We start from the raw sequence: 5,122 nt of genomic DNA on the forward strand, positions 1-5,122 counted from the left end.
TGGAGGACGGCCAGCGTGCCGCCCCCTCCGCCGACGACCACGACCAGCGGGACGGCGACCAGCCAGGGGCGGCGCCGCTCCCGTTTCGGCTTCGCGGCCGTCTCCCCGCCGTCCGCCTGCGCCGCTCCCGCGAGGGCCGCTCCCGCCGGGGCCGCTCCCCCGTCGGCCGCGGCGCCGAGAGGCAGGGTGGCGCGGTCGCCCTCCTGGCGCAGCGGTTTCGCCTCGGCGTCCAGCAACTGCGCCGCCTGGCGGGCCAGATGACTGACCACGGGGGCGGGCAGCCCGGCGGCGGCCGCCGGCCCGGCCTCGCCCCCGAGTTCGGCCAGCAGTTCGTCCACGGAGGGCCGCTCGTCGATGCTCTTGGTGAGCAGCCGCGCGATCAGGGCCTTGAGATCCGCGTCCTTGACCCGCTTCAGGTCGGGTTCGGCCTCGGCGATCTTGTACATGATCGCGTGCTGGTTGCTCGCGCCGTGGCCGAACGGGAGCGTGCCGGTCGCCGCGTACGTCAGCACGCAGCCGAGGGTGAACACGTCGCTCTTGGGGACCGCGCTCTCCCCGCGCACCTGCTCCGGGGCCATGAAGCCGGGCGAGCCGATCATCATGCCGGTGCTGGTGAGCAGGGATTCGACGGTGGTCCCGACCGCGCGGGCGATGCCGAAGTCGATGACCTTGGGGCCCTCCATCGTGAGCATCACGTTGGAGGGCTTGAGGTCGCGGTGCACGATCTTCGCCGCGTGGATGTCCTTGAGCGCGTGCAGCAGTCCGGTGGCCAGGGCCCGCACGGCGTCGGCGGGCAGCGCGCCGTGGCCCCGGACGACCTGTTCCAGGGAGAGACCGGGCACGTAGCCCGTGGCCACCCAGGGGAACTCGGCGTCCGGCGCGGCGTCCAGCACGGGCGCGGTGTGGCGTTCACCGACACGCCGGGCGGCGTCGACCTCGCGGCGGAAGCGGGCCCGGAACTGCGGGTCCGCGACGTGCTCCGCGTGCACGACCTTGACCGCGACCGTGCGGCCGCCGTCGGCCCGCGCGAGGTAGACCCGGCCCATCCCGCCCGCGCCGAGCCGGCCCAGCAGCAGATAGGGCCCGATGCGCGCCGGATCGCTCGGCGTCAGCGGCTTGATGCCTCCGTCGAGGTAGTCCTCGTCGTCAGCGCGGTCGTCGTCGTGCACGCCGGTCATGTCCGAGCGCTCCCCGTGTGTCCCGGACGGCAGCCCTCCCCGGGACCACCGCCCGTACCGAAACCCCTGCACGTGGCCGCGAGTTGACGCGGCGAACGTTCAGTGTGAAGCAAAGGGGGAACACATTGGAACAACTTCCGGAAGAAATTCCGGAATTCTCTCCTACGCTGTTCCGGACGGCATCATCGGGAGTGGTCGATTCCGGAAGTGGGGGGTGCGTGAATGAGCCCGAAGCAGCAGCGGGGCGAGGCCACGGCCGCACAGGTGCTCGACAGCGCCCTGGAGCTGTACGCGTCACGGGGCGAGGCCGGACTGACGCTCGCCGCGCTCACCTCGGCCAGCGGGGTGAGCGCCGGCAGCATCTACCACCACTTCGGCAGCCTGCACGGAGTGGTGCTCGCCCTCGCGCAGTCCTGGCTCGGCCGCCTCCTGGAGGAACTGGCCGGCGCGCTCGCCGGGGTGACGGGCGCGCGCGCCGGGGTGCACGCGGTGACGGAGACGTATCTGCGCTTCGTCCAGGAGTATCCGGACGCCTCCCGGCTCATGCACTCGGTCGCCGCCGACCGGGAACTGGTGACGGACGCCCGGCGGGTCCGGAACGCCCAGGAGGCGCGGATCGCCCCGCTCGCCGCCTGGCTGCACGCCCACCGGGAGTCGGGCGAGCTGGCCGCGCTGCCGCTGCCCGTGCTGGAGTCGCTCGTCCTGGGGCCGGTGACGGGCGTCGCGCGCCGCTGGCTCGCCCTCGGGGACGTCGACATCGAGGAGGCCGTCCGCACGGTCCCGGACCGGGTCTGGCGCTCCGTCAGCCCTTGAGTTGTGCGCCCCCTCCTCGGTCAACTCACCAAAAGTTCACCCGAATCGGCGTTGACGCCCGGCGGTCTACGCGCGTCATCATGGGATATGCGAATCCCCCCACGGATCACCACGCTCGGCGGCGCTGCCGCCCTTCTGTCCGCTCTCCTCATCGGCGGTCCCGTCACGGCGACCGCCTCCGCCTCGGCCGCTTCGGTCGGCAGCGTCTGCTACTCGGACCTGCCGTCCCAGGCCCACGACACCCTGGACCTCATCGAGTCCGGCGGCCCGTTCCCGTACAGCCAGGACGGCACCGTCTTCCAGAACCGCGAGGGCGTGCTGCCCTCGCAGGACACCGGCTACTACCACGAGTACACCGTGATCACCCCCGGCTCCCCGACGCGCGGCGCGCGCCGCGTGGTGACGGGTGAGGAGTACCGGGAGGACTACTACACCGCCGATCACTACGCGACGTTCGACCTCATCGCGTACGGCTGCTGAACCGCCTGCCCGGTCCGCGCCGCAGTCCCCCACCTGCGGCGCGGACCCCTGTCGGGCGGAGCGGCTTGTACGCTCGGCCCATGACCGCGACCTATGTGATCGAGGGCTCCCGGATCACCGGCCCGGACAGCTTCTGGACCGTGGTCGGCGAGGCGGTGAACGGGCCCGGCGGGTATTTCGGCCGGAATCTCGACGCCTTCGCGGACTGCCTGTCCGGCGGCATGGGCACGCCGGACGACGGCGACTTCGTCTTCGAGTGGCGCGATCACGCGCTCTCGGCGCGGGCCCTGGGCCATGCGGCGACCGCGCGGTATCTGGAGCGGCTGGCCGCCCGGGCCCACGAGAGCAACCGCGGCCGCCTGCGCGAGGAGTGCGCGCGGGCGGCCGCGGGGCTGGGTCCGACCCTCTTCGACCGGCTGGTGGAGATCATCCGGGACCGGTTGGGGGCGGACGGGCTGAGGCTGTTGTGAGGCCCGGGGTCAGTACCGCGTCGTGACGGTCACCTGCCCGAAGTCCTGCACGGCGTACAGGCTGACGTAGTGCGCCCCGGCCGCCGGGCGGTCGATGGTGAGGGTGTGCGCGTTGCCGCTGCCGGTGGCCCTGGCGGTGTACGAGCCGGTGGTCGCCCAGCCGTTGGCGCTGTAGTAGAGGTCGGCGTCACCGGTGCCGCCGCTGGTGGTGATGGTCAGCCGCTCGGTGCCGGCGGGTATGTAGAGGTACAGGTAGGAGTAGTTGCCCCGGGTGGCGTGCTGCCCGCTGCGGGCGCAGTCCTGGCCCAGTTCGCGGACGTCGCTGCCGGTGCACTGGGCGGTGGGCTCGGTCGGCGGGTCGCTCAGGGTGCCGCAGTCGCCGGCGGCGCAGGCGGTCAGCCAGGTGTTCCAGTCGGCGTCGTAGCGGCTGCCGATGGTGGAGGTGAGCAGGGTGCGGGCGCCCTTCCAGTCCCCGGCGCGGTACAGCCCCAGCAGCTTGTCGACGTCGGCGCGGTGCGACTGGAGCATGTAACGGACGGCCAGGTAGCCCCAGTTGTAGACGCGGGTCTGGTCGGCGTTCTCGTAGGTGGTGTCGAACAGGGTGCGCAGGGTGTAGGTGTGCGCGGCGGCCTGCGCGACGGCGTCCTCGTAGACGACGTCGCGGTAGGAGTAGGAGACGTACTCCGCGAAGCCCTCGATCCACCAGACGGTCGGGGTGGAGACTCCGGCGGCGAAGTCGCCCGCCATGTCGAACCGGCCGTCGAGGTAGTGGGTGTACTCGTGGTTGAGGTTCCATATCTGGAAGTCGGGGCGGACCCACTCGGCCTCGTAGGCGATGAACCTGGGCTGGTTGCCGGCCGCCGCCGGGTCGCCCTCCAGATACATCCCACCGTTGTTGGTGTCGATGCCGTAGATCGCTCCGGCGTAGGTCTGGTAGTCGGTGCTGGAGTCGAAGACGACGACCTCGATGGTGGTGTTGCGGTCCCCGGCGACGGGTCCGCCGTCCCGGGCCACCCGGTGGAAGTAGGCGTCCTGCCCGCGCAGGCTGGTGCACGCCTTGGTGAGGTCGCCGGAGGACATCTGCTGGGCCAGGATGCGGATGCTGTCGCTGCACGTGTACGAGACCGGCAGCACGGCGCTGCGGAGGCGGGCGGCGAGGTCGCAGGTGCCGTAGGCGGAGCAGTTCGCGCTGTCGTAGTAGTCGGCCATCTCGGCGAGGCCCACCCACAGCGGCGCGGTCGGCCCGGTCAGGGAGCTGCGCCCCAGCAGGTCGATGACCAGCGGTTTCGCCGTGGGCCGCAGGGAGTCCTCCTGGAGGAAGCGCGCCAGTTCGCGGCCCGCGTTGGAGGTGAGGTAGGACCGGCTGGTGCCGAGCAGGTCCAGGTGGGCGCGGGCGAAGCCGGCCAGGGCGTCGAGCAGGCTGGGGTCGGCCTCGACGGCGCTGACGAACGCGGGCAGCTGGTGGCCCCGGAAGGTCACCGTGTAGACGTTGTTGACCGCGTTGAGCATGTACCAGGAGCCGTCGTACGAGGTGTCGTAGTCGGCCAGCAGCCGCTTGAGGACGTCCAGGTAGCGGGCGTTCTGCTCGGCGCTGTCGATGAGGACGACGGCCTCGCTCAGGGTCTCGCCGTTGGCGTCGGTGACGTCCCGGGAGTGCGCGGAGGCGAAGAAGGCGTCCAGGCCGCCCTGGATGGCGGTGCGCAGGGCGGTGCCGTAGTCGCCGACGGTGCCCGGGTCGTAGTACTGCACGTAGTAGCCGGCGCGCAGGTAGAGCACCAGCTGGGGCATGCCGGTGCTGCTGTCGCCGGGGTAGGCGGCCGATCCGTCGCGCAGGGCGTTGGCGACGGTGACCATCTGCGCCTCGCGGAAGGCGAGGTAGCCGTCGTTGCCCTTGACGGAGAACAGGGTGTTGACGCAGTCGGTCGGGGACGCCTTGATCTGCTGGACGAGGGCGCTGCCGGTGCGGCTGGTGAAGTCGGCCACGGAGCAGGCGGCGGCCCTGGCGGTGGTACGGGCCCCGGCCTTCATGGAGGGCGCCGGGTGGCTCGGGCGGGTGGCGCGGGGGTCGTCGTAGTCGCGGCGCAGGGCGTCCTTCGATGCGCTGACCGGGGCGCGGTCGGCCGGGCTGAGGGCCGTGCCGCCCAGGTGGGCCGGGTCCTGCGCGGGGGCGGTGACGGACGC

The 5,122-nt window shown here is 72.1% G+C and carries 5 protein-coding genes; 3 read left to right on the forward strand and 2 right to left on the reverse strand.

The window, feature by feature from the left end; translation table 11 throughout:
• The coding region (locus MHW47_RS31635) for a serine/threonine-protein kinase (protein WP_239227300.1) at positions 1-1,178 on the reverse strand (1,178 nt) is incomplete at its 3' end.
• A gap of 222 nt (positions 1,179-1,400) precedes the next feature.
• Between MHW47_RS31635 and MHW47_RS31640 the strand changes: the two genes are divergently transcribed.
• The 3 genes from MHW47_RS31640 (at position 1,401) to MHW47_RS31650 (ending at position 2,941) form a co-directional block, all read left to right on the forward strand.
• Positions 1,401-1,991, forward strand: coding sequence for a TetR/AcrR family transcriptional regulator (locus MHW47_RS31640; RefSeq protein WP_239227301.1), 591 nt, complete (start codon positions 1,401-1,403; stop codon positions 1,989-1,991).
• An 87-nt stretch (positions 1,992-2,078) separates the two neighbouring features.
• The gene (locus MHW47_RS31645) at positions 2,079-2,471 is read left to right on the forward strand and encodes a ribonuclease domain-containing protein (protein WP_239227302.1); all 393 of its coding nucleotides are present in this window, start codon (positions 2,079-2,081) and stop codon (positions 2,469-2,471) included.
• A gap of 80 nt (positions 2,472-2,551) precedes the next feature.
• Positions 2,552-2,941 carry a barstar family protein gene (locus MHW47_RS31650; protein ID WP_239227303.1) on the forward strand — a complete coding sequence of 130 codons (390 nt, stop codon included), beginning with the start codon at positions 2,552-2,554 and terminating at the stop codon, positions 2,939-2,941.
• Between the two features lie 9 nt (positions 2,942-2,950).
• On the opposite strand, the gene MHW47_RS31655 is transcribed toward MHW47_RS31650, so the two are convergent.
• On the reverse strand, positions 2,951-5,122 hold a 2,172-nt coding region (locus MHW47_RS31655; protein WP_239227304.1), incomplete at its 5' end, for a M9 family metallopeptidase.

The organism is Streptomyces sp. OfavH-34-F (assembly GCF_022347745.1).
In the GTDB taxonomy this organism is placed as follows: Bacteria; Actinomycetota; Actinomycetes; order Streptomycetales; family Streptomycetaceae; genus Streptomyces.